This window comes from Clostridium yunnanense (assembly GCF_016595795.1).
GTDB lineage: Bacteria > Bacillota > Clostridia > Clostridiales > Clostridiaceae > Clostridium_AR > Clostridium_AR yunnanense.
On the sequence record NZ_JAENHN010000053.1, the window covers coordinates 112,996 to 138,620 of the forward strand.

29 protein-coding genes are annotated in these 25,625 nt (G+C 32.4%); all 29 read right to left on the minus strand.

All coding sequences use genetic code 11. The annotated features are described in order from the left end of the window. Positions 1–4: 4 nt before the first annotated feature. Positions 5–193, minus strand: coding sequence for a flagellar FlbD family protein (locus tag JHL18_RS20105; protein ID WP_200272562.1), 189 nt, complete (start codon positions 191–193; stop codon positions 5–7). Positions 194–248: 55 nt separating this feature from the next. Continuing rightward, complete coding sequence (locus tag JHL18_RS20110; protein ID WP_200272564.1) at positions 249–2,921, minus strand: flagellar hook-basal body complex protein; 2,673 nt, start codon at positions 2,919–2,921, stop codon at positions 249–251. Positions 2,922–3,010: 89 nt separating this feature from the next. After that, entirely contained in the window at positions 3,011–3,397 is a 387-nt protein-coding gene (locus JHL18_RS20115) for a TIGR02530 family flagellar biosynthesis protein (RefSeq protein WP_200272566.1), read from the minus strand. Between the two features lie 10 nt (positions 3,398–3,407). After that, positions 3,408–4,094: a flagellar hook capping FlgD N-terminal domain-containing protein gene (locus tag JHL18_RS20120; RefSeq protein WP_200272568.1), complete on the minus strand. Its 687-nt coding sequence runs from the start codon at positions 4,092–4,094 to the stop codon at positions 3,408–3,410. An 11-nt stretch (positions 4,095–4,105) separates the two neighbouring features. Further along, positions 4,106–5,785 (minus strand): flagellar hook-length control protein FliK, encoded by a 1,680-nt coding sequence (locus tag JHL18_RS26515; protein ID WP_200272570.1) that lies wholly within the window; start codon positions 5,783–5,785, stop codon positions 4,106–4,108. Between the two features lie 5 nt (positions 5,786–5,790). Next, positions 5,791–6,231, minus strand: a complete 441-nt coding sequence (fliJ, locus tag JHL18_RS20130) for a flagellar export protein FliJ (RefSeq protein ID WP_200272571.1) — start codon at positions 6,229–6,231, stop codon at positions 5,791–5,793. Positions 6,232–6,237: 6 nt separating this feature from the next. Next, positions 6,238–7,548 carry a flagellar protein export ATPase FliI gene (gene fliI / locus JHL18_RS20135; RefSeq protein WP_200272572.1) on the minus strand — a complete coding sequence of 437 codons (1,311 nt, stop codon included), beginning with the start codon at positions 7,546–7,548 and terminating at the stop codon, positions 6,238–6,240. Positions 7,549–7,561: 13 nt separating this feature from the next. Further along, a complete protein-coding gene (locus JHL18_RS20140; RefSeq protein ID WP_200272573.1) occupies positions 7,562–8,311 on the minus strand; it encodes a FliH/SctL family protein in 750 nt (249 codons plus the stop codon). Then, complete coding sequence (gene fliG / locus JHL18_RS20145) at positions 8,295–9,311, minus strand: flagellar motor switch protein FliG (RefSeq protein WP_200272574.1); 1,017 nt, start codon at positions 9,309–9,311, stop codon at positions 8,295–8,297. The genes JHL18_RS20140 and fliG overlap by 17 nt, the downstream gene beginning before the upstream one ends. Before the next feature lie 3 nt (positions 9,312–9,314). Beyond that, positions 9,315–10,886: a flagellar basal-body MS-ring/collar protein FliF gene (gene fliF, locus JHL18_RS20150; protein WP_200272575.1), complete on the minus strand. Its 1,572-nt coding sequence runs from the start codon at positions 10,884–10,886 to the stop codon at positions 9,315–9,317. An 18-nt stretch (positions 10,887–10,904) separates the two neighbouring features. Next, positions 10,905–11,210 carry a flagellar hook-basal body complex protein FliE gene (gene fliE, locus JHL18_RS20155; RefSeq protein WP_200272576.1) on the minus strand — a complete coding sequence of 102 codons (306 nt, stop codon included), beginning with the start codon at positions 11,208–11,210 and terminating at the stop codon, positions 10,905–10,907. A gap of 12 nt (positions 11,211–11,222) precedes the next feature. After that, positions 11,223–11,630: a flagellar basal body rod protein FlgC gene (flgC, locus tag JHL18_RS20160; RefSeq protein ID WP_200272578.1), complete on the minus strand. Its 408-nt coding sequence runs from the start codon at positions 11,628–11,630 to the stop codon at positions 11,223–11,225. Between the two features lie 6 nt (positions 11,631–11,636). After that, positions 11,637–12,035: a flagellar basal body rod protein FlgB gene (gene flgB / locus JHL18_RS20165; RefSeq protein WP_200272580.1), complete on the minus strand. Its 399-nt coding sequence runs from the start codon at positions 12,033–12,035 to the stop codon at positions 11,637–11,639. A 433-nt stretch (positions 12,036–12,468) separates the two neighbouring features. Beyond that, positions 12,469–13,335: a flagellin N-terminal helical domain-containing protein gene (locus tag JHL18_RS20170; protein ID WP_243278027.1), complete on the minus strand. Its 867-nt coding sequence runs from the start codon at positions 13,333–13,335 to the stop codon at positions 12,469–12,471. A gap of 274 nt (positions 13,336–13,609) precedes the next feature. Further along, positions 13,610–13,927, minus strand: a complete 318-nt coding sequence (locus JHL18_RS20175) for a hypothetical protein (RefSeq protein WP_200272582.1) — start codon at positions 13,925–13,927, stop codon at positions 13,610–13,612. A 289-nt stretch (positions 13,928–14,216) separates the two neighbouring features. After that, positions 14,217–15,479: a flagellin N-terminal helical domain-containing protein gene (locus tag JHL18_RS20180; RefSeq protein ID WP_200272584.1), complete on the minus strand. Its 1,263-nt coding sequence runs from the start codon at positions 15,477–15,479 to the stop codon at positions 14,217–14,219. A gap of 235 nt (positions 15,480–15,714) precedes the next feature. After that, a complete protein-coding gene (locus JHL18_RS20185) occupies positions 15,715–15,891 on the minus strand; it encodes a carbon storage regulator (RefSeq protein WP_200272586.1) in 177 nt (58 codons plus the stop codon). 256 nt (positions 15,892–16,147) lie between these two features. After that, positions 16,148–17,281 (minus strand): flagellin N-terminal helical domain-containing protein, encoded by a 1,134-nt coding sequence (locus tag JHL18_RS20190; RefSeq protein ID WP_200272588.1) that lies wholly within the window; start codon positions 17,279–17,281, stop codon positions 16,148–16,150. Positions 17,282–18,069: 788 nt separating this feature from the next. Then, positions 18,070–19,941: a flagellar filament capping protein FliD gene (gene fliD, locus JHL18_RS20195; protein WP_200272590.1), complete on the minus strand. Its 1,872-nt coding sequence runs from the start codon at positions 19,939–19,941 to the stop codon at positions 18,070–18,072. A 17-nt stretch (positions 19,942–19,958) separates the two neighbouring features. After that, on the minus strand, positions 19,959–20,297 hold the full coding sequence (locus JHL18_RS20200) for a flagellar protein FliT (protein ID WP_200272592.1): 339 nt from the start codon (positions 20,295–20,297) through the stop codon (positions 19,959–19,961). A 1-nt stretch (position 20,298) separates the two neighbouring features. Beyond that, positions 20,299–20,682, minus strand: a complete 384-nt coding sequence (gene fliS / locus JHL18_RS20205) for a flagellar export chaperone FliS (RefSeq protein ID WP_200272594.1) — start codon at positions 20,680–20,682, stop codon at positions 20,299–20,301. A 9-nt stretch (positions 20,683–20,691) separates the two neighbouring features. Continuing rightward, positions 20,692–21,000: a hypothetical protein gene (locus JHL18_RS20210; RefSeq protein ID WP_200272595.1), complete on the minus strand. Its 309-nt coding sequence runs from the start codon at positions 20,998–21,000 to the stop codon at positions 20,692–20,694. 29 nt (positions 21,001–21,029) lie between these two features. Then, a complete protein-coding gene (locus tag JHL18_RS20215; RefSeq protein ID WP_200272597.1) occupies positions 21,030–21,386 on the minus strand; it encodes a flagellar protein FlaG in 357 nt (118 codons plus the stop codon). A gap of 12 nt (positions 21,387–21,398) precedes the next feature. Then, complete coding sequence (csrA, locus tag JHL18_RS20220) at positions 21,399–21,614, minus strand: carbon storage regulator CsrA (protein ID WP_200272599.1); 216 nt, start codon at positions 21,612–21,614, stop codon at positions 21,399–21,401. Position 21,615: 1 nt separating this feature from the next. Then, positions 21,616–22,044 (minus strand): flagellar assembly protein FliW, encoded by a 429-nt coding sequence (gene fliW, locus JHL18_RS20225; protein ID WP_200272601.1) that lies wholly within the window; start codon positions 22,042–22,044, stop codon positions 21,616–21,618. 19 nt (positions 22,045–22,063) lie between these two features. Beyond that, entirely contained in the window at positions 22,064–23,059 is a 996-nt protein-coding gene (gene flgL / locus JHL18_RS20230; RefSeq protein ID WP_200272603.1) for a flagellar hook-associated protein FlgL, read from the minus strand. A 15-nt stretch (positions 23,060–23,074) separates the two neighbouring features. After that, entirely contained in the window at positions 23,075–24,895 is a 1,821-nt protein-coding gene (gene flgK, locus JHL18_RS20235) for a flagellar hook-associated protein FlgK (RefSeq protein WP_200272605.1), read from the minus strand. Positions 24,896–24,909: 14 nt separating this feature from the next. Continuing rightward, positions 24,910–25,320 (minus strand): flagellar protein FlgN, encoded by a 411-nt coding sequence (locus tag JHL18_RS20240; protein ID WP_200272607.1) that lies wholly within the window; start codon positions 25,318–25,320, stop codon positions 24,910–24,912. Between the two features lies 1 nt (position 25,321). Further along, a complete protein-coding gene (gene flgM, locus JHL18_RS20245; protein WP_200272609.1) occupies positions 25,322–25,600 on the minus strand; it encodes a flagellar biosynthesis anti-sigma factor FlgM in 279 nt (92 codons plus the stop codon). Positions 25,601–25,625: the final 25 nt, after the last annotated feature.

The following is a 25,625-nucleotide window of genomic DNA, read 5'->3' on the forward strand; positions in this document are numbered from 1 at the left end:
CCTATTACTTCAGAGTGAATATCTTATTCTTGTATCTTACTACTCTATCCACTACTTCTCCAACCGTTTCTAATACAATATATTTCTTTCCATTAGTAAGGGTAATTATAGTTTCTGGAACCTCTTCAATTTTTTCTATATGTTCAGCATTTAAAACAAATTCCTGATTATTCATACCAGTAACATTAATCATTAAAGCCTCCTGTTAGTTGTATGGGACATCATTTAGATGTCCCATATATTTTTTACTATCTCTTTAAGTTGATTATATCTTGAAGTATTTCATCACCAGTGTTGATCATCTTACTACTTGCTTGGAAAGCTCTTGTAGCTGTTATCATATCAGTAAATTGTTCTGCAAGGTCTACGTTTGACATTTCAAGCATACCTTGAAGTGCATCTCCAAATCCCTTACTGTTATCATCATCTCTAGTGTTTGATCCACTCTTTATAGTAGCTTCTCCAGAGTTTACTGATTGAGCATAAAGGTTTCCTCCTAGTTTAGTAAGACCAGAAGCATTCTTAAATCCAGCCATTGCTACCTGTCCAAGTGCTGCTACCTTTCCATCTTCAAGAACTCCATTTATGATACCATTTTTATCAATTGTATAGCTTTTTATTCTAAGTTCTGTATCTGTTCCAGGTATTTTAACCTTTTCTGGTATTCTTAAAGTCTTTAAGCTACCATCATATGCTTTAACAGTCTTAGTTCCATCAACAAAAGTAACTGCTCCATTTTGGTCTAAACTTTGAACTGGCGTACCACCTTCAGAAATATCTGAAGCTGATTGAGATGAAGTTAATGGTCTTATAGTTCCACTTGCAACTAAAGTTTGATTTATTTGTGCATTTTCTAAAGCATTTTGTATCTCTCTATTTAATCTTTCAACAGTAACTCCTGGAGTAACAAGATCTCCGTTGATAACTATCTTCTTATTTGTTGTATCTACGTCTACGGATGGTTTAGTACCTTGTGTAACAGTACCAACTTGTACACTGTAGCCATTTAGAGCCGCTCCTGTTCCTGCAGCAAAACTTAATCCTAAAACATCACTAGCAATCTGAGGAGCTACCTTTTCTGAACCACCAGAAATTTGGTTTGACACTAAGTTTGAGTAAGTCTTTCCAGTACCATTTCCAACGGTTATTTTGTAAGTTGTATCGTAGTTTCCTAGTGTAACTCCAGCTGGAGGATTAGCAATTACCGCATCCTTTATAGCCTGTTGTAATTGAGCTGAACTAACTGAATTTGGAGTTAAGAAATCTCCTGTAATTTTTATAACCTTTTGTGTTGGATCACATTCAGCTGTTACTGAGTTTGCCTTCACATCAACCACCTGGAAAGTGTATCCGTTATAAGTTGATCCTATTGGGAAAGATAATTTTAAGTTCGCAACTGTAATATCTGATGGCTTACTATCATCTTTACCATTAGCGATTTTTCCGACTTGGTTAACTAAACCGCTATATGTTCCAGTAACAGAAGTTAATTTTGGTGAAGTTACATTATTTTTAGCTAACTCATTGTTATAAAGTGTAGCTAAATTAGATACATTAGCAGCTACTGACAAATCACCATTGATAGTTACAACCATATTAGATTTATCTATAGTCACCGAAGGAGCTACTCCTGATCCATTATTACCAAACTTTATTGTATAATCATTTAATTTTCCGCCTTCTTGGAAGTTAAATGTTAATCCACCTAAAGTAGCTATCGGAACTCCGCTATCATCTGTAAGTGTTGGAACAGCTTTATTTGATCCTAAAGAATCTGTTTTTGCACTTATTTGAGATAAACTAGTTGGTGAGCCAGTTATCTTTTCTACAGCTTGCGTTATTCCTGCCGCATTTAGTTTATCATTTATTACAGTTAACAATTCAGTATTACTTACATTACCATTTACTAAATCCGCATTTATTATTATCTTATTAGGATTCTTAGTAATAGTTGCATCTGTCGTTGTTCCTGGTCCAATCTTATCGAACTCTATTGAATAGCCTTCTAATTCCTTACCATTTCCAAATTGGAAAGTTAACCCTGCAGCAGTAACATTTCCTGGTGCTGCATCATCAAGTCCACCTACAGCCTTGTCAGAAGCTAATTTATTTATAACATCTGGCTTTCCTGCAACAAATACACTTTGTGCTATTCCAGCTGAGTTAAGAGCTTTGTTTATTGCTGATTCAACCTGAGGTGCTGTTAAAGCGCCTGCTGTAGCAAAATCACCACTTAGCACTATTTGTTTATTATTTTTATCAACCTCTGCTGAAGTTACAGTTTGAGGACCGATTTCACCTACAACAACCTTATATCCATTTAAGGCTGATCCTGGTCCAAACTTTATATCTAATCCATTTAAGTTTACCTTATTTGGCGCTACTGAAGATGCAGCCACGGATGTATCGTCATTTGTTAAAGAATATCCCATAACTCTGTATCCGTCAGCAGTTATTAAGTTGCCCTGTTCATCTAAGCTAAAAGCACCATCTCTTGAATACATAAGCTGCGCACCAGAATTTGTTAAAGATTGTGCAGTTATATTATGTGCACCAGCTCTTTGATTAACTTGTAACTGATTATCTCCAAAAACTGAACTTCCCTTACTAACCATGAAGAATCCATCTCCATCTATAGCCATGTCTAAAGCTCTTCCAGTTGGTTGTAAGTTACCTTGCTTCATAACAGAGTCTATACTTGCAAGCTTTACACCAAGACCAACCTGAGCTGAGTTTACACCACCTTGGTTTGCATTTGGTGCCATTGAATCCTTAACACTTTGGCTAAGCATGTCCTGAAATCTTGCTGTTGAAGATTTAAATGCTGTAGTACCTACGTTGGCTATGTTATTACCTATAACATCTAGCTTAGTTTGGTTTGCCTTCATTCCACTAATTCCTGAATACATTGATCTTAACATATATATTGACCTCCCAAAATTTTAATTTAAATACCTTGCTTCTATCTTTCCACAAGGTGAGGCCCCCTATCTTAGGTCCAGCCTCTTGTTTACAAAATCACTACGCTATCTACGTTAGTGAATACATTTTCCTGAGCTCTATCCTTCTCTACCGCAGTTATGATTGTATTATTCTCTACACTTGCAATCAAAGCCACATCCTTGTATACCATGACCGTATTCTTTGCACCCTTCTCCTTGGCTAGATCAAATCCTCTTTGAATTTCCATGTAATCTGCTTTTGAGAAATTTATATCCTTCAATCTTTCCGATGCATGATTAGATATCTTATATCCGTATTCTTTTGAGCTTATTTTCTCATCTAATATATCTTTAAAGCTTTTCTTACTTGCATCAGTATTCTCTTTTTTTGGTTCTAGAGGTGCAGTTAGGTTACCAACTAAATACGGTTTACCATTTACTATTCTGTAACTCACACCTACCACCCTATTCTATAGCATTTACTTTTGTTAGCTTATCGTAAGTGAAGGTCTTCAGAGTATCCTGTCCATCAACTTTAACCGATAAGTTTATAACTCCATTTTCTTTTGATACACCTTTTACGACTCCCTTATAGGCATTTCCAGCACTATCTTTATCTGAGAATTCTGCTTGCTTACCGATTAGTGATGCCGCTGATAAGAAAGACATATTTCCATTTATGTTTGATATCGGTGCAATCGTACTATCTGGTACATCTAGGACAGTATCAATGTTACTCATTGAAAAATCTTTATATTGTGTTTGTCCGTTTTCACTTACTGCAACGCTGATTGTAGTCTCACCGCCCTTAGTACTTACAGCTTTAACTACTCCAGTATACTGCTCTCCAGCTTGATTAAGATCTTTCATCGTTACACCCTTACCTACAAGTGAATTGGCTGCAAATGAACTCATTGTATTGTTTAAGTTAGCCATCTGTTCCATTGAAGTAAACTGTGCCATTTGCGATATGTACTGTGTACTATCCTTTGCGTTATCTGGATCTTGGTTGGACAACTCAGCAGATAAAATCTTTAAGAAAGAATTCTTGTCCATATCTTTACCAGGTTGTATTATTGTCGTACCTCTTGAGGTAGCTCTTGATCCATCATAATTTTGCACATAGCTAGTTGAATTTATATCTGTTGCCATTATAACACCTCCTATACTAAATAATTAAGATTATTATTTATGGTAGCTTGTCTATTATTTTCTTCAATACTTATGTCATCTTCAGATAAGACTCCACCACTTGTACTACTATTTCCTTGACGTCTATTTTCCTTTTGTTCGCTTCCAAATCCAAAGTTGGCTGCTTGAGAGTTTGGATCTCTATTAGGATTGTTGAAGTTATCATTTCTAAGTTCTATAGATACTTCAGGTATTTTAATTCCATTAGAACTTAAACTCTTTTGAAGCTCCTTTAAATTATCATTCAAAAGATTAAATGCTTCTTTTGTGTTGGCAGTCAAGGTTGCTTTCATATTGTTTGTATCTAAAGTAAGCTTTATAGTTATCTCCCCTAAGTTTCCTGGGTTAGTCTTTAATGTTAATTCTTTTACATCAAGCTTCTCCATATACTTAATTGATTTAACTATATCAGTTATCATTGTATTTCTACTAATAACAGGTTGTTCTTTTGGTGTTGCCACAGCTTGAGTATTATTTTTAAGTTGATCAATCATCATTGAAAATTTGCTCTGAACATTGCTATCCTTATCACCAATGATAGATTTAAGCACTTTATCACCATCATTAGAATCAGAATTTATCTTCTTTGTTGAATTTTCAATAGATACATTGCTTTCATTTGTTTTGAATCTATTAGCAGCTACATACAAGCTATTTGTATTAGCTGATGTTTTGTCTTTATTAGTACTGTCTTGCGTAACATCATTTGCCTTAGTATCATTTTTCAAATTAATTAAGCCTAGAATAACTTGTTTTATATCTTTTGTATCTGCACTTGATTTTAATGACTTATCCTCTTGTGGCTTACCACTTACAACAGTTTCGATTAGATTTTGTAAACTTTCCTTTGCCTTGTCATCTAATTGTAAGTTCCCTTGAGTTTGTGCATCATCAACCTTTTCCAACAACTTCATGATTTCAGTAACTATACTTTTTGAATTTGTTTGCTCACTTGCTACTGAACTTACATCCTTACCCGCATTACTTGCAAACTCCTTAACAGCTAAATCCATCTGTTTCACATTACTCAAAGTTTCTTTTATAGATTCTATACCTTCAGTATCGGAGTCTTTGATATTATTTGAAGTAACATTTGTCGTAATAGTTTCATTATTTGTCTGAGTACTAGTGCCCATCAATAACATAGTCAAAATTGCAACAAGTTTATCCACATCATCTTCAGCATTATCTTTATCAGCTTGATTATTTCCTTGGAAATTACTATTATCTACATCTGTTTTATGTTGTGTCTCACTAACAGATTCCCCTAGTACACTATTAATACCCTTATCTCCATCAGAAGCTTCTTTTATAATCTGCTTTATAGATTCAACGATTGAATCTATTACTTCTGGCTTTTCCTTTGGGAAAACTTCAGATACTTGTTTTTGTAGACTATCTCCCTTGTTATCTAGCTGTTCCTTAATTTCCTTAAGCTTCGATAGAGTATTATCTAATTTGTTATCATCTTTTCTATCATTTAAATCCTTGCTTTTTACATCAGTATTACTTTCTGATTTTTTTGATAATATCAATGAAAATTTGTCATCAATTTTATTATTATCATTTTTACTGTTTAAAGCTTGGTTACTTTGGGTGCTTGGCTTTACCTGCATTAAATCAAGTCCATTATTAAGTCCACTTATATTCACTTTATTCACCTCCTTTCAATGTTCCTAAGGTGAGCGTATAAAGCAAATTCATCATTTGTAATCTGCTCTTGTCTATCAAGCTCTTTGATGAAAGCTTCATATCTTTTCTCCTTAAGTATTTCAACAGTCTTCTTATCTATCTGTTTCTTCTTAAGATCTTCTCTTCTGTAGTTTAATTCTTTATCTTTATTTTCAAGTTCTTTTTCTTTATCTTGTATTCCTGAACTTAAAGCATTTAAGTAATTTCTCTTTATTTTCTGATATGCTGCTGATTCACCACTTTTTATACTTTTATGTTGTTCAAAACTTTCATTCATCTCTCTAATTTTCTGTTCAATTAGTATCTTTTCTCTTTGAGTTTTTTGAAAAAGTCTTTTGCTTTCTTCCTCTTTTTCCACTCTTATATCTAGAACCTTTTGAAGACTAAACTTAAATCCATTTGCCATGATATCCTATCCTTTAAACATTGAAATAAGTCTATTTTTACTTTCTTCATATGTAGATTTTTCATCTATACCTTGTTTTAAAAAGCTTATTATAAAATCATGATAATCCATTGCCATATCTACTTTTCGATTACTACCTCGTACATAGGCTCCTATATTTATCAAATCCTCAGACTCTTTATATGTAGCTAGAAGATCTCTTGCAAAAGAACTTACTTCCTTATGAACATCTTCTGCTATAGTAGGCATAAGTCTTGATACCGAGTTCAATATATCTATAGCAGGATAATGATTTTTATGAGCTAGAGCTCTTGAAAGCACTATATGTCCATCAAGTATACCTCTTACAGCATCTGCTATTGGTTCATTAAAATCATCACCATCAACAAGTACCGTATAGAAAGCTGTTATTGATCCTTTGTCTGAGGTACCTGCTCTTTCCATGAGTTTAGGTAACATCGCGAAAACAGAAGGTGTATATCCCTTTGTAGCTGGTGGCTCTCCAATAGCTAGACCTACTTCTCTTTGTGCCATTGCAAATCTAGTTACTGAGTCCATCATAAGAATAACTTTTTTACCTTTATCTCTAAAATACTCAGCTATTGCTGTTGCTGTTAATGCTCCTTTTAATCTTACTAGTGCCGGCTGATCTGAGGTAGCACATATTACTACAGACCTTTTCATTCCTTCAGGGCCAAGATCCTTTTCTATAAAGTCTAGAACTTCTCTTCCTCTTTCCCCTATCAAAGCAATTACATTTACGTCTGCTTCAGCCTCTCTAGCAATCATTCCTAAAGTAGTACTCTTACCAACTCCACTACCTGCAAATATACCAATTCTTTGTCCATCACCACAAGTCAAAAATCCATCAATAGCTCTTACTCCAGTTGGTAAAACATCCTTAATTCTTCTTCTTCTCATAGGATCAGGCGGTGAGTTTTCTAGCTGATAGTATTCGCCACTACTTATTTCTTTACCATCAAAAGGTATTCCCAGTCCATCTAGCATTTTACCAAGAAGTTCATCACTACATCTGACACTTAATGGTCTGCCTTCAGGAACCACTTTACATCCAGGTGAAATACCGCTAAGCTCACCTAAAGGCATTAATATTACTGAATCATCTCGAAACCCTACAACTTCACATTTTATTGCTTTATTTCTTTCATTATAAATAGTGCAAAGTTCACCTACAAAAGCTCTAATTCCTTCTACTTCAATAGTAAGTCCTATTACCTTTTTAACTCTACCTTCATAATAGTTGAAGTTCACTTCATCTAATTTATCAAGTATTCCTTCAAAATCTATCGAGATCATCATATACCTCCCGTTATAGAAGAGCCTCTTTTAACTTTTCCATAGATATATCAATACCTACTTTCACAGTTCCATTTTCCTTCTCTACCAATGCATTCCCTGGATTAAGTGAAGAATCTTCTATAACAAAAATTTCACCCTGTATAACAAATCTACTCTTCCATAGTTCAAGTTGTGCTTTAACAGATTCGATATGTATAGAATTACATTTAATAACGAAAGTTTTTGTGCCCTTTGATTCAGCTATAACATCCTCAACTATAGAGTCCAGACCATGCTCTGTTCCCAATCTTTCTCTTAATATCTTCTCAGTCATTTCAATTGACAATCTTATGATCTGTTCCTTTTTCTCTTCTAAATATGCTTCATATTCTTGTTTTGCAGAAAACAATATATTATTAGCATTGCTTATGATAGAATTAGCTTCATTTCTAGCTAATTCTATATTTTTTTCATAAGCTTCTTTATATCCATCTTCATAACCATTCTCAGTACCTTGTCTATAACCTTTTTCATAGGCTTCGCGTTCTAATTCCTGAGCTTGTACATATGCAGCTTCTAACATACTCTCTTTTTGTCTTTGAGCATTTTTTATTATATTCTCACCAATATTCTTGTAGCTTTCTACCATTCTAGCAGCTTCTTCAGGGTCGTTATCAAACATCTCTTCCATCAAGCTCTTTTGCTCATAATCTGTATTTATCTTTTTACTATTTCCTGAAGTTACAATATTACTTTTAATAACACTAAAGGATGATTGCATCTTCTCCACCTCTTGCTAGAATTATCTCTCCAGCTTCATCTAATCTTCTAATTATAGAAACAATCTTTTGTTGTGCTTTTTCAACATCCATAAGTCTTACTGGTCCTAAGAATTCCATATCTTCTTTTAATGAAGCAGCGGCTCTCTTAGATTGATTCTTAAATATAGCATTTGCAACTTCTTCAGAACATCCTTTAAGAGCCAGCGCCAATTCTTTAGCATCTGTTTCTCTAAGTATTCTTTGAATGGATACATCATCAAGAGTAATGATATCTTCAAATACAAACATGCTACTCTTAATCTTTTCAGCAAGATCTGCATCTTCTCTTTCTAAACTTTCAGTTATATTCTTTTCAGTAGTTCTATCAACTTGATTTAATATATCAACTAAAGTATCAACTCCACCTAAGCTAGTTACTTCTGTTCTAACTATAGATGATAATTTACTTTCTAAAACCTTCTCAATTTCTTTTATTACCATCGGTGAGGTATTGTTCATGCTTGCAATTCTAAATGCAACATCACTTTGAAGTTCCTCTGGTAATTCTGCTATAACCTGAGCTGCTTTTTCAGCTTGAAGATAGCATAAAATCAATGCAATAGTTTGAGGATGTTCATTGGAAATAACATTAAGCAATTGATGTGCATCAGCTTTTCTAGCAATAGAAAACGGTCTATATTGCTGAGTTACTTCTGTTACTTTTTCTAGAATTTCTGATGCTCTTTGCTGTCCGAGGGCTTTAGCTAACAACACTCTCGCATAATCCATTCCACCCTCAACTATATAATCTCTAGCTTTATTCATCTCAAGAAATTCATTAAGTATTTCTTCTCTCTGATCTGAACTAACTGAAGTGATATTAGCTATCTCATACGTAATTTTTTGTATCTCACTCTCTGGTAACTTCTTAATAATTCCTGCAGAAGCTTCAGGCCCAAGAGTGATAAAAAGTATAGCTGCTTTTTGCATCCCAGTTAATTTAGTACCTTCTCTTGGCATTACCTATCCCCTCTCATTCTCTGATAACCATGACTTAATTATCTCAGCTACTTGTTCTGGTTTGTCAGTAGCATATTTTTTGATTTCGTTTTCCATGTGAGTCTTTTCATTATTAACATCAAAGTTAATTGGTTCAAATCTCTCTATGTCCTTAGGATCTATTCTATCATTAACAACTACGTCTAGTATATGTTGTCTTTCTTCCTCTGCTGGTTTTCTAAACCTTCTAATTACTAATATTATACCAACTATTAATACTAAAGCCGCTGCTCCTGCTACCCCTAATGTCTTATAAAGAGCCATTTTCTTTTCATTAGCTACATCAGCATTCATTTGATCTATTTGTTTTTGAATTGCAGCTTTTTCAGTTGGATCAAAGCTCATTCCAAGGACATTTATTTCATCCCCTCTATCCTGCTTAAATCCAATTGCGCTTGAAACTATGTTCTTTATAGCTTCTTGTGTTGCAGCATCCATCTTTCCATCTACTATTACAGACGCTGTTACTCTCTTTACTTCACCTGGTGCACTTATAGTTTTCTCTTCTGTGCTTCCAACTGCATATTCAACATTTTGCGACTCATTTGAAGTAACATTTTGTCCTCCAGTATTACCAGCTACAGTATTTACCGCATTGTTATCTACAGGACTTTGTGTAGTAGTCCCTTCAGATGTACTTCCTGTTTGCCTTGTTGTCTGTTGCTTGTTTACAACTTTATTTGGATCATATGTAACTACAGTTTTTTGTTTTGAATCTAAATCTAAAGTAGCACTTACTTTAGCCTTAACTTTATCTTTACCTATTACAGGCTCTAAAAGTTCTACTATATTTTTTTCTAAATTATTTTCATAATCTGCTTGTGCACCTTGTCTCTTTTCAATGCTTGAAGAAGCTGCTTCTTCACCATTTTCATCATATAAACCCTTTGACAAAAGGTTCATTTTATCATCTACTACTTCTATGTTTTCCTTAGGTATGTTCTCAGTAGCCCCTGATACTAAAGAAACCATCGCTTTAACCTGATCATTGGATATCTTAGCTCCAGTTTTAAGCTTTAAGTATACAGACGCTTTACCTGGTGTTTTATCCTTTACAAAAACTGAATCAACCGCAGGTGTTATATGTACTCTTGCACTCTCGATTTCACTAAAGCTCTTTATTGTCTTTTCGAGCTCTCCTTGTTGCATTCTTAATTTCTTTAATTTAAACTCCTCGTCAGTCATACCGAAGGAGCTACCACTATCCATTAGTTCGTATCCCTTACTCCCATCTGTTAGCTGTGGCGCAAGTTCCAGTCTCAACTCGTCTATTTGAGTTTTCGGCACAAGAATACTATTTCCTGATATTTTCACATCAACCTTGTCTGCTTTTAGCTTTGTCGTAACAACCTGAGCATCATCTGCAGCCAAATTAGAAAATAGTATTCCGTACTTATTATTACTGGATATAATTGTATAAGTTATGATTGCGGTCACCACAGCTAGAAGAGAGATGCCTAAAGCTATCTTTTTACCCTTACTCATAGCTTTAATTTTTCCCATAAACCCTTTAAGGCCCTCTAATAGCTTATTCATTAGTAGCACTCCTATCTATTACAACTGAATTCTATTTATTTCTTGATAAGCATCTAACAACTTATTTCTAACTTGCACAGCTAGTTCTAAACTCATCTTAGCTTCTTCACTTGATAACATTACTTGATGTATATCTACATCGTCACCTTTTACTAATTTATCAGTTAGATCGTTTGCTTTTATTTGTTGATCATTTACCTCATTTAACTTCTCTTTTAATGTATCCAGAAAACTTAGTCCACCATTTCCAGTATTCTCTTGGGTATTTTGTATTATATCCTTTTCAAAGACCTTTGTATCTGGTACAAAACTATTTATTCTCATATATTATTCTCCTTATCTACCTATTTCTAAAGCTTTCATAAACATAGTTTTTCCTGCGTTTAAGGTATCAACATTTGCTTCATATGATCTTGATGCTGCAATCATATCTGCCATTTCGTTTAATATATTTACATTTGGCTTAGTTACATATCCATCTTGATCTGCTTCAGGATTAGTAGGATCATATTCTTTTCTTAGTGGAGACTTATCCTCTTCTATACCAACAGCCTTTACCCCGTTCATACCTAATGCACCATTTAGATTTTCCTGAAATACAGCTACTTTTCTAACATAAGGCTTACCATTTTCACCTCTTGTAGTATTTGCATTAGCTATATTTGAAGATATAGTATCTAATCTTAATCTTTCTGCTGACAGACCACTTGCACTTATTCTTATAGCACTAAACAAACTTCCCATTAATTATTACCTCCCACCACCAGTGATAACATATCTTGTCATACTGATTTTGCTATTAGCTTGAGTTATCAACGCATTGTAAAGCAATGTATTTGCTGCTTGATTTACCTTTTCAGATTCCAAATCAACATTATTCCCGTCTACTCTCATGCTTGAAGAAGTATCTTTGTCCAATTTAACTTGTCCAAAACTATTTTCATCAACATTAGTATATCCAGTGTTTTGAATATCATTTGATACATCTTTAAGTGTATCTTCAAAAGAAACTGTATTTCTTTTGTACCCCGCAGTATTTATATTTGCCATATTATTTGCGATTACCTTAGATCTTAGTGAGGATACATCCAATCCTCTCTTAATAAGATTATAAGTATAATTATCTGAATCCAATCTATTAATCGTCATTAAATTTCACCACCATTCGAACATTTTTTACTTTAATTTTAAAATCATTTATTTTTTCTATTATTCATTTTTACACATTTAGCATTAAAAACTTTTTCTTTTTGATTGTTTTTGTAAAAAACTAAGTTTTTTTGTAAAAAACAACTTCTGTTAAAAATTATATCGCAATTTCTCATAATTTTCTAGATTAAATTTTAACTAAATGTAAAAAATAATTAAATTTCTGCGTTTAAATTTTTACAAGGTACATCTTAGCATAAATTTTCTGAATATTCAAACTCATTCGAATTGTTCGTCATCATGAATTGATTATATATAAAATATCGAATTTTGTCATCAGAAATAATTTATAATTTTATTGAGTAATTTAGATTTTCTTACCATTGTTGAATTTAATTAAAGAAAAAAGTAGATACTACATTATTCGTAGTATCTACTTTACTCTGCTTAATATATTCAAAACATCTTGAGGAAATTTATTTGTCTGAGCCATAAGTGCTGTAGCTGATTGTACTAATATACCGTTTCTTGAAAACTCCATCATTTCCTGAGCAATATCTGAATCTCTAAGGTGACTATCCGCTCTCTGTAACACTTCATTATTGCTGCTTAAGTTTTCTGCTGCTGCTTCGAATCTGTTTTGCAGTGCTCCATATTTACTTCTCATACTAAGCACTTGATTTATCGAAGCATCTACAACCTGTAGATTGGTATTAATCTTATTTGGATTAGCAACATCTAAATCTTCTAACGAATTTCCTTTATCATCTTTTAAAATACCTGTACTTATATTGTACATCGGAATTTCAATATTATCTCCTACATTCGCTCCTGATAGCATAGTCTGCATATATGGTTTACTATTATCATTAACATAGGGGCTACTAAGCATCTTTAAGCCATTAAACTCTGTTGTGTTGCCTATATCATTTATATGTTGCTTAAGCTGATTTATTTCATTTTGAATAGTCTTTCTATCTTCATCGTTTAAAGATTCACTTCCAGCTTGAACTGTTAGTTCTTTCACTCTAGCTAAAGCTTCGTTAACTGAATTTAGTGCACCATCAACGGTTTGCATCATAGACACCCCGTCTTGAACATTTTTACTAGCAGCTTCCGCACCTCGTATTTGAATTCTTATAAGTTCACTTTGACCGATAGCATTTGGATTTTCTTTAGCCGAATTTATTTTAGAACCTGAAGATATTCTTTCTAAGGAATTACTTTGACCTACTAAATTTTTCTTATAGTTCCTGAATAAATCTAATGACGCTAAATTATGATATAATCTCATCTTCATCACTCCGTACTCTTTTTATGTTAATTATATCGTCGCTTTATTAAATTACTTTAGCTTAAAGCACATAACAATATCACGGTATTTTTATTTTTCTTATTTATAAGACCATTCGAAACTGCATTTTTTGTATATATTATATAATTTTATAAATTTTAATGTTTAAATATATTTCCATCATACATTATCATCATTATACAATTTTTTAGCACTTTAAATATAATCATTTTTATTTTTTTATAATATTTAATCATATGATTTTGTACTCTATAATCATCTATTCATTAGTGTATATTTCATATAATCTCATAGCTTCTAATGGGTCAATTCGTTTATCCTGAAGTTTTCTATATAATACATACAAATTAGCATTCAATTCAGGATCAATCCCTTTAGCCTCATTCATTTTATCATATATTATTTCATCTATAGATACTTTTTTATCTACCACTTCCTCTTTATTTATGATATTAAGAATTTCATCTACTTTACCTTTTGCATACTGATCAACAATTAATAGTTTTATTATATTGAGTTTTGTTTCTATACTTTCAATATCTTCTTTAGTTAATATAACATACTCATCATAATACATAAGTTATACCCCTTATATTTATTATTCCATTACCTTATATGGTAACAATCCATTTGATAACTTTATAAAGCATCTTAAACCGGATTTTTTCACCTATACCCTTCCGAATATACATATAAAAAATTCATCAGACATACAAGTTTTGTTTTTCTACTATATGACTTAAAAGTCTAAAAAGTAATTCAAGTAGGTATATTAAGTTAATATAAAATATATATTTTCTAGATATAGTAAAAAAGAGTCAGAGTAATATACCCTGACTCCATACCATCTGTAAAAGATTCTTAAATTATCTTAATAATTGAAGAACTCCTTGTGGTTGTTGGTTAGCTTGAGCAAGCATAGCTTGTGCAGCTTGGCTAAGTATGTTGTTCTTTGAGAAGTTCATCATTTCTTTAGCCATATCTACATCTCTAACTCTTGATTCAGCAGCAGTTAAGTTTTCGCTAGCAGTTCCAAGGTTGTTTATTGTATGCTCTAATCTATTTTGGTAAGCACCTAGAGAACTTCTTTCTGAAGAAACCTTAGCAATAGCAGAATCTAAAGAAGTTATTGTTCCTTGAGCAGCATCTCTTGTTGATACATCAGCTCCATTTATAGTGAATGATCCACCTGATACTAATTTACCAGATTGATATCCTAACTCTGCTTCTGTAACTAAAGTACCATCATTCATTGTAAGATTACCACCTGCAAAAGCACCAGCTATCTTACCATCTTTGATTACATTAGTACCACTAATGCTGTAATCTCCTGGAGCTAATTTTGGAGCATTTCCAGTTATAGGATTCTTCAACTCAAATTTATCTCCTCCATTACTTATAGTAATTTTAGAGCCATCAACTATTGTACCTTTAGTTGCAGTTATTGAAGCAGCTGCTCCACCACTTACTGTTATTGCATTTGTACCAACTGTACCAACAGTGTTTCCACTAGCATCTACAAGATTAGTTCCTTTAACTGTGTAAGTACCATCTTTTAATCTACCATTAGCATCACTTGCACCTGTAACAGTTGCACCTGATTCAATAGTATTTCCAGAAACTAAACCTAAAGAAGAAGAATCCATCTTGTTTACACTTAATGTTATATCTTGAGTGTTATTAGCACCTATTTGGAACTTCTTTCCATTAAATGAACCATCTAATAATTTTTGAGTATTGAACTCAGTAGTATTAGCTATTCTATCAACTTCTTGAGTTAATTGGTTCATTTCAGCTTGTATAGCAGTTCTATCTTGACCAACGTTTGTATCATTAGCACTTTGAACAGCTAATTCTCTTTGTCTTTGAAGTATGCTATGAGTTTCATTTAAAGCACCTTCAGCAGTTTGAATTAATGATATAGCATCTTGAGAGTTTCTAGAAGCTTGATCTAAACCTCTTATTTGTCCTCTCATTTTTTCTGAAATTGCAAGTCCAGCTGCATCGTCTCCAGCTCTGTTTATTCTAAGACCTGAAGAAAGCTTTTCCATTGATTTTCCTGATGCTGCAGTATTACCTGTCATTTGTCTGTGTGCATTTAATGCGTTCATATTATGATTGATTATCATAAAAATTCCCTCCTTGATTTTTAAAGTGGACATCCTTTTCCACTGTTTATTATTTATAGTTAAAGCCATAATGGCATTACTACCTAAGTTTTATTGATACTTCATGTTTTCAAAATATCAATCACTATTTTATATAAAAAAGAAAAAGGAGTAATTTAACCTTATAGCATCAGCATCCTGCTGACTTATAAGATAAAATTACTCCTCCTGAGTTTAACTTATTAAGTTGAAGATATTAAATAGCTTGTCCATTCTTTTGTTCTTGCTCCCAAACCTCACCTCTTGTGATTTTAACATCTCTAGGAGCATCAATTGCAAGTCTTAAATCTCCATTTTCACTTCTTACTACCTTTACAGTGATATTATCACCTATAACTACATATTCTCCGGGCTTCCTGCCTAACACTAACATATTCTTCCTCCTTGAAATCCAAAAAATAGACGATTAATATACCTATCTCTTTTTTGCCTCCTGCAAAATTAGATAAGTTTATTAATCGTCCATGATTTATTTGGTTATACTTTATTATTCGAACATCCATTTTCGAACTTTATACCAAATTTAAATTTTTTTTAATTTTTTTAATTTATTTTTTTAAATAGGGAGTCAGAGGTTATTACTCTGACTCCAATCTATTTAATTTATCTATAATATCCTAACTAAATTACTATCTTAGTAATTGAAGCACTCCTTGAGGTTGTTGGTTAGCTTGTCCAAGCATTGCTTGTGCAGCCTGGCTAAGTATGTTGTTCTTAGAGAAATTCATCATTTCCTTAGCCATATCAACGTCTCTGATTCTTGATTCAGATGCACTTAAGTTTTCACTTGCAGTGTTTAAGTTAGCAATTGTATGTTCTAGTCTGTTTTGTACTGAACCTAGGTTTGCTCTTTCAGTTGAAACTTCCTTTATAGCATTATCTAATGATTGAATAGAAGTTTGAGCTTTAGTTTGAGTCAATACATCATTTGCTCCTAAGTTTAATACTGAACCAGTTGCTTTCATATTTCTTATTGATAAGTCTATTGTTTGGTCTTTATTCGCACCTACTTGGAACTTTGCAGCTGCAGTTGTTATAGTTATTGTATCGTCGGCAGCACCACCAAAGGAACCAGTTGCTAATGAGTTATTTGCTGTAAAGCTAACTCCTAATTTATCAAAACTTATTGTCTTTGTATCTGCTCCTGTTGGAACAGCTACATCATCTAAAACTTGAGTTGTACTGTTTCCGCCTGCATCTGTAAATACTGCTGTTAATTTAACTCCTGTGTTTGTACCAGCTGCTGATGTAAATGCTACTGAACCAGCTTGTGCTCCACCTATGTTGTAATCTGTAATACCTTTTGCAGCAACTATGTTAGCTCCGCCTGATGATGAAGCTCCAAATCCACCTTTTAAAAGATCCATTGTATTAAACTGTGTTTGATCACCAATTCTGTCAACTTCACCTTTTAATTGTTGGAATTCTTTGTCCATTGCAGATCTATCGTCAGCAGTAACTGTTGCAGTTGATGATTGAACTGAAAGTTCTCTCATTCTTTGTAGTATTGAATGTGTTTCGTTTAATGCACCTTCTGCTGTTTGGATTAGAGAAATACCATCTTGTGCATTTCTTGCGCCTTGATCAAGACCTCTGATCTGGCCTCTCATCTTTTCAGATATTGCTAGTCCAGCTGCGTCATCTCCAGCTCTGTTTATTCTAAGACCTGAAGATAGTTTCTCCATTGACTTTCCAGCATTACTTGTGTTAGAAGTCATGTTTCTGTGAGCATTCATTGCATTAAGATTGTGATTGATTATCATTATAAAACCCTCCCTGATTTTGACGGACATCCATGTCCAATAATTTTATTTATAGTTAAGTTCTTTGAACTTACTACCACTTTAAGTTTGTTACTTTAATGTTTTTTGTTTTAAGTAGTGTTTTTCACCCTTATACTATATTATCGTTACTTTTGTATGATACTTTACTACTTTTTTAAAACTTTTTTGTTTCTTTTTTTACCTTTAGATGATCCTAACTTACAATCCTTGTTCATTAGTGTTTCATCCTTATATTATATTAATCGTTTGATTTATATAATACTTTATACTTTTTTAGTGAGTTTATAAAATATTTTCTTTATTTTATAAACATTCAGATAACTTAATAAATTTATAACTATTATCTATTAGTAATTTATCTTCATACTATATTAATCGTTTGATTTATATAATACTTTATATTTTGCAGCTAATTTTTTTCATTATCTTATTAACATACAAAAATAAATAGATTTATAATTTAAAATTATTTTAATTTATCTTCATACTATATTAATCGCAATAATAATATAATACTTTATACTTTTGACACTGGCAAATAAGTCCACTTTTTTCGTAACAACAAGCTTCATTCTTTTATATCTACTCTTCTAATTCATATTTGATATAAATTATTAAGTAATATATGTGCAGAAATAATATCTTATAAAATTTTTGTAACTCTAAGAGCTAAATAGGCAAATTCAACTCTATATTTTAATGCAAAAAAAGATTCTAATATTAAGTATTAGAATCTTTTCTACGTATGCTATTAACCTTATCAATCTTTATTGTGAACCTAACGATGATGATAACCAAGTGCTTTGCGAATTAAGTTTATTCATATTTTGTTCTAAAGCAGCATACATCGAATATAGCCTTTGTTGCTTCTGTGTCATCATGGATTGCATATCCTTTATTTTAGCATTCTTAGTTGCAATACTCTTAGACATATCATTTTCACTTACCCATCTAGTATTTATATATCCAGCTTTCTTTATAAGAGTTCCATCAGTGCCAACTGCATCATTTATTGCATCCTTAAACTTTTGGAATATACCCTTATTTTGGTAAGTGGTAGAGCTTTGTGTAAATAGCTTTTGAACCAAGTCCCCTTTATTTTCCAAAGCTGATTTTAGCTTAGTTTCATCTACAACTAATTTACCACCATCCATGTAATTAGATGTAGTTGTAATACCTATCTCAGCAACATTTATCCCAGCCCCTTGAACTGTATCGTAAACACATTGTCTTAATTTAGACACAATACCTGTAAGATAGTTATCTCTTCTTAGTATCCCTTCTTTAGCCTTTGTCTCCCATGCAGTTACTTGACTTTCTGTCATAGTTGACTTTTGTGCATCAGTTAAAGGCTTATAGTCATAGTTTTTCTTTTCACTTATCTTAGTATTTATTTTATCTATAAGCTCATTATATTTATCAACAAACTTTTTAAATTTATCCACTTGCGCCGAAGCATCTGATTTAACATTTAAGTTTATTGTATCTCCTGGTTTTGCAGCTACTAAATTATATTTAATACCATCTATTGCAAAATTATTAGAACTCTTGGTTATCGCAACAAAACTTGTTTCTCCAGGCGCTTTAATTGATACAGAAGCATTCACACCTGTGTTAGTTCCAGCCTTTCCAAATAAACTTACTATGTTACCAGCCGTAGCCCCAGATGATGGGGAAATAGAAAAAGCAGTATTTGAACCAGTGTCTTTGGTTTCAATAGTTAATTTTTTTGTTAATTCACTATAACTTATATTAACATACTTAGATAAAGACTCATTTCCAGATAAAGCATTTTTCATTGTATCTACAAAATCATTTATCGATTGTGCTTTGTCTACAGCAATATTGAACGTTTTACCAGCAATAGTTAGGTCAAATCCACTCGAATCAATGCCTAAATCAGATAGCTTTGTATCTCCTGTATTTTTTCCTATCAAGGGAGATAACGGCTCAATATTAGTCCCACTTAGAGTAATATTATTATCAGAAATTGAAAACACCATATTAGTGTTATCACTATTGTAACTTACAGAAACCTTTCCAGCCAAAGTACCATTTGCAGAAATAGCTGTGTTAATTGCATCTTTCACATCATCAACAGTAGCATTTGGATCAATAGCTCCCAAAGTTATATTAATAGGAGTGCTTGACCCATTGACACTAAACTCAATAGTTTTTCCACTCCATTTAGCTGAATCTATTGACGCAACTGGTGTCTCTATTGAATTAAAAGACCAATTCATGGCTGCACTTTTAGCCAAACTATTTATTTGAACTTCATAGTTTCCTTTAATTGCACCTGGCAATGTGGTAGCAGTTAAATAATTACTCCCATCAACCCCACTTGATAAAGTCGAAGATGCCGTTGTTCCAGTATAAGATCCAGATAGCATCATATTTTCCGGCTTTAATATATCAAAGTAGTTATTAAACTCCTTAATATCCTTAATAAATCCTACATAAGCTTCTTGCTGCCATTTCGTATATTGTAACTCCTGCTTTGCACCATCTATTTTTGTTTGATCTCCTGCTAATGCTTGTTTTACCATTCCATCAGTATCTAGCCCTGTTGCAAGACCTGTAAGTCTGCCATAATTTGTGCTACTGCTACTATTACTTGATGTACTTGATACGTTCAAAACAATCACCTCTCATTTTAAATCTTTTTATTTATAAAGTTATACCCTCTAAAAGCATTATTATATGCATTTGTGGCATTCTTCTTATCATCTATTTTTTTTATTTCACTTTTTATTTCAAGCTTTTTTTGTTCTATTAAATTATGTAAATTTTGATCTTGTTCCATAAGTCTAAGCTCATCAGCAATTTCTTTAAACGCAATAGAATTTTGGCTTGCTTCATTTATAGAGTTTATTAACAGTTGCTTGTCCATAACTAACTGTTTAAATTTTTCTTCATTTTCTTCTTTTATAGAAGAAATCATACTATCAGTTATTTCTTTATACCTTAAGAGCTGTTCTCTTAACTCAACCATACTATTTAGCTACCTTTGCTAGCTTATCAGCTTCATACCATGTATCTCTAACTTCTTCAATTAGCGGTATAACTGTATCCATTATTTCAATATCTTTCTTTATATTAGCTTGCATTAACTGATAATTTATAAATTCATATACTGAAAAAATTTGTTTTGCCCATTCACCAGCATTGGGATCTAAACTAATCATAAGTTCTGTAAATATATCTTGTGTTCTCTTTATATTATCGTTAGCTTTTTTTACATCTTTATCTAGGATAGCTTGCCTACCTATTTTTGAGTATTTTACAGCTCCGTCAACTAGCATTAGTAGTAATTGTTCTTTGGATGCATAATTTACACTATTATTTTTATATACATTATAACCATTATTTCCGTACATAATATCCTCCTATTTTTTAACATCTATAAATATTCCTCTATAGTTTTCTTTCGAGTCCTTCTCTTTTGTAACTTCTACCTCAACAGTATCAGCTTTATATCCATCAACTGTAACTAATTTTTGTTCCTTAACAAATTCTTTAAAGGACTCTTCTTTATGCTTGTCTTTCTTTTTACCCTTACCAGGTTCCCTATATTTATAGCTATCAACATGTGTTTCTATTTTTATTCCATCCTTAGCATGAACCTTACCATCCCTAGTCTGTTCTTTGAGCTTTTCTCTTAGGTCGGTATCTATTTTATTTAGTTTATATTCCATATAGATTCCTCCTAAATACTTAACTATCCCTATGCTTTCTTATCAAAAACAACCCCAACAAGTTCACATAGCTTGGCAACCATGTCCAAAATCTTTTTAGGAGGCACTTCCATTAGTACCTCTTTTGTTTTATCGTCAATTATTTTAATCATCAAGTCACTTTTAAATTTATCATGCATTTCATATACTGCATGTGCATTATCACCTTCAAGAAACTTGTTTAGCTTCTCAACTGCTTTTTTTATTTCATGACCATCATTTTTATCTTTAGTATCTAATGTTTTTTTATCTTCTTGTATAGATATATCAGTTGTTATTGGCTTTGGTTGACTAGCCACTTCTACATTAGTGTTAGTTCCACTTCCTTGATTAACTCTTAACTCCATACACATACACCTCTATTTATTGAGACTTTTGAGAACACTTAAATCAACTATAGTAGCATTCTTATTCTCATCTTCAACTTCTTTAACAAGTTCTTTTCTTAAAATACTTAATTCCCTTGGTGCATTTATTGCAAGCTTTACACTTCCGTCGTCTAGTTTGATTACTGAAATTTCGATATCATCACCAATGAGTAGTGATTGACCTTTCTTTCTAGTTAGCACTAACATATTACTCACTCCTTAGTAGAGGATGTTTAACCATATACTTTGAATTATCTACGATTATTTGTTCCCCAAGCTTTGATTTTATATTTATTATTATTGGCGCTTTTAAGTTTGTAGTAATATTTTCAGCTTTAGTACTTAGTGTCACAGTATTCAAAACTAGTACGTCACTGGAATCTTCTATTTTAAGTTTTTCTATAATAAAATCTTTCAGCTCAAATTCATATTCATTCACCACATCGAAGGGGGAAACTGTGACCAATCCTATTTCCTTATTCTCTATAGAATGAAGTATCTTAAAAACTGGGTTTTCTTCAAAATCAACAAGTATAAACTTTTTCAACTCTTGAAGACCAGGTAATCCTTTAGCAAAAGTTATTATATCTTCTTCTTCATAATTTAATATACCGTGGTATTTAGTCTCTAGTTTCATAAAATCCCCTCCAATGCTCCTATCTCAAGTAATCCATGAGAGAAGGCTGAATTATTTTTGCACTTGTCTGCAGTGATGCCATATACACCGTCTGCATTGTACTGTATTCCATCGTTTTTTGAGTTATATCTATATCTTCAGTATTAGCTAATACTTCGGTTAAATTAAAATTTTCTTCAGTATTTTTGTCTTTAGCTGATTCCATTCTATTTTGCTTTGCTCCAACTTCTGCTCTGATTTTTAGTATATTACTTGCTGCAGCAGTTAGATCATTTAGATTTTCTCCTATAAGTTTGCTTTGTGCATCAGGAGAAGCTGAATCTAGGTTACTAATTATATTATTCAACAAATTGCTAACATTTATTTGTTTTCCTTTTTCACTTGTGAAATTTAACACATCGTATGCACTTACATTGTAATCCATCGTTACACCTTTTGATATTTCCACTGGTAACTTAGTCTTTATCATATCCATTTGGCTTGACATTATTATATCAGTAGAATTTATAGAAAGCTCTTCTCCTTCTTTTCCTGCAAAGAATAATCCTTTATTTCCGTTTGCATCAAAGTCCTTTACTCCTAATGGTTTTGAAGTTGCTTTGCTTCCTCCAAAAACATACTTCCCATCAAAATTTGAATTCAATATTTGTGCTATTTCCGATACCTTCTGGTTTAATTCATCTTTTATAGCTCTTCTTTCATCAGATCCATATGCAGCATTTCCTGAGGATATTGTAAGCTCTCTAATTCTTTGAAAAGTTTGAGTCACTTGATCTAATGAAGTATCTGTCGCATCTAACCAATTTATAGTATCACTTATATTTTCATTGTACTGCTTATTGGCAGATATATCTGAATTAAGCTGCATTGCTCTTGCAACTTTAAAAGGGTCATCTGATGGTCTTCTTATCTCTTTACCTGATGATAATTGAGACTGAAGTGTTTTCATACTATTAAGGTTTGTTCTCATATCACTTAAGAAGTTATTTGACAACATTCTATTAGTTACTCTCATTTAAATACTCCTTTTCTATCTCTTTAATCCATTAACTACTACATCAAGAAGCTCGTCCACTGTAGCAATAACCTTTGCATTTGCACTGTATGCATGTTGAAATTGTACTAAATTTGCCATTTCTTCATCAAGTGAAACTCCCGACACACTGTCTTTAGTTTGATTTAATGAATCTAAAAGTTGCTGTTGGTTGGTTACCATTCTTGATGCTTCTTGAGCTTGTACACCTAATTTATCTATTGTATCTTTAAAATACGCTTCTAAAGTTGTTCCATTATTATTATTTTCGATTGCTAACCCATTATCCTTTAGTATTGCTTTTCCTTTTGACATATCGAAAAGGTCTGCTCTTGACTTCACGGTAGTTCCAATATCTTGAATAGCAATTAGATTGTTCTTAAGCTGTGCTATAGCCAATGCTCTAGCTCCATCACCTTCACCATCAACTGTATTTTGTGAAGCATACGCAAAGTTAGAATCTCTTGTTTTTGTCTTTAATTTCATAACATCACTAAGAATTTCTTTATTTACCGTTATATTTTCAGCTGTTATTTCTGTTTCATTCTTTAGTGTATCATCAAGATTTATCATCTGACCATTAACGCTATATTTAGCAACTGATTTATTTACGAATAAAGGCATATAATCTTTATCAGGGAATCCATTAGTAGTTGCACTTGACATACCACTATGTACAGCATTAACTGTAAAAGCTATAGATTTAGCTAACTTATTTACTTGATCTATGTAGTTATCAATATCTTTTTGTATTGTTACATTTCCCTTTACTTCTCCTGATGCTGGAGAAAATAACTTAAGTTCTTGTACATCCACAACAGAGCCATCTCTTAAAGGATATCCATCTGCTTTAGTAGCAACCCCATTACTATTTGCCCATATAACTCTTGTTTGTTCAATCTCTTTTGCCTGATCAGGACTCACATTAGTCAAAGTTATTGTTTGTTTATTGTTTTCATTATCCATATTTCCAAGCTTGTAATAAGTTATCTTATAAGTAGTACCAGAATCATCAGTTGGATCTTTTTCCATACTGCTTATATATGAAAATCTAGCAACCTCAGTATCTCCATCTGCTTTAACAAGTTCCGGGGCCTTCATACCATTAACATCTGCAGGTTTTAGATTAATTCCTTCAAAAGCTTTCTTATCTATATTTAAGTTAAATTTGCTAGATAACTGATCTATTAGTAGATCTCTTTTATCCATTAAGTCATTAGGTGTATCTCCAGCATTTTTAACACTTATTATTTCTTTATTTAGTTGCCCAATCTGATTTAAAGTACTATTCATATCTGTAACAGTATTCTTTATAAGACTTTGAGCATTATTTTTTAAATCTTTAAGTTGCGTATATGTATGATTTAGTGCATCTGTAAGAGCTAATGTTTGCTGAACAACCACAGTTCTTGCGTTTGAACTTTGGGGTTGCTTGGACAATTGTTGCCATGAATCAAAGAACTTACCCATTAATGACGATATACCCGTATCAGATGGTTCTGTAAAAACATCTTCAATCTGGCTTAAAAAACTCTCTCTAGTACTATATTGCCCAGATATACTAGTCTCATTTCTTACTTGATAATCTAAGAAAGTATCTCTTATTCTCTCAACTGTGGAAACCTGAGCTCCTGTTCCAAGTTGTCCTGCCTCCATGCCACCTAAAGATTGTGGTCTTGTAGTTTCTATGATTGCTCTTTGTCTAGAGTATCCTGCTGTATTAGCGTTTGCTATATTATGCGAAGTTACATCAATAGATTTTTGCTGAACTGACATACCGCTTTTTGCTATATTAAATGTTGAAAATAAACCTGACATCTTTTCTCCCCCTACTACCTTGACATTTTTCCGTATGAATTATAAGTTTTCATTTCTCTGTTCGGATTTATATAAGTTAACATTTGATTAGTATATGAAAGTTGCTGCTTTAAGAGCAAATCATTTGTATCCTTCTGAAGTCTCACCGCTTCTAAAAGCTTTAAAATATCTCTATAACTCTCTTCCAAGCTTTCGTTTCCTGAAGAAAATACAACTTCTTTCATTGAATTGCTTCCAACAAGCTTTCTTCTTTTGACTTCTTCTTCTGCTATATCTTTATTACAAGCTTGTATTTTGTTTGCAACATCATCTAATCCAAATATATCTTTTTTCAATATAAACGAATACTGATTATCTAGTAACGAAAGAAGCTTATTAAGCGCTTCTTTTTCACTAAGTATTACATTAATAAGCTCTTCGTACATTTTAAACCCTTCCTTCACTTATAGAATTAATCATTGATTGTGCTATTTTCTCATTGTTTGGTTTATATGTTCCATTTGCAACTTGCATTCTTAATTCTTCTACCTTTTCACTTCTAGGCATTACATCATCTCCTAAAGAAAAGTTACTTAAAGCTCTAGCTGCACCTGATATTTCTAAGCTATCTTTTTTAACACTTTCAGCTTTTTGAGTTGCTTTTACTTTATTCACATTATATATATCAATTACATTTCTAGTTGGTCCTACTCCTTTAATATTCATACCTTACCTCCACTGTACTGTATTC